This is a genomic window from Dyella sp. SYSU CM1112 (assembly GCF_058216415.1).
In genome coordinates, this window is record NZ_JBZEGI010000149.1 from 1 (window position 1) to 263 (window position 263).

General features: G+C 58.6%; 1 protein-coding gene. It reads left to right on the forward strand.

Going from position 1 to position 263, the window contains the following annotated elements:
- A partial coding sequence (locus tag AC4HNJ_RS22005; RefSeq protein WP_490481743.1) for a sensor histidine kinase occupies positions 1–263 on the forward strand: 263 nt, incomplete at both ends.

Consider the following 263-nt stretch of genomic DNA (forward strand, 5'->3'; position numbering starts at 1 on the left):
GTGGTGCTGGGAAGCGTGCTGGCGCAATGGATGGATCGCGTGCTGGAGATGCAGCTGATTCGCGCCTACACCGATGTGTTTGTGGTCAATCACGCATTGATTGCTGCCTTATTGGGTGCCGCGATGTTGCGCTACTTTTATGTATTGGCGGAGTGGCAAGCGCGACTGGCTGCGGTGGCACACGCCAAGGTCGAAGCGTTGCAGGCGCGCATCCGGCCGCACTTTCTGTTCAACAGCATGAATACGGTAGCAGCGCTGGTGCG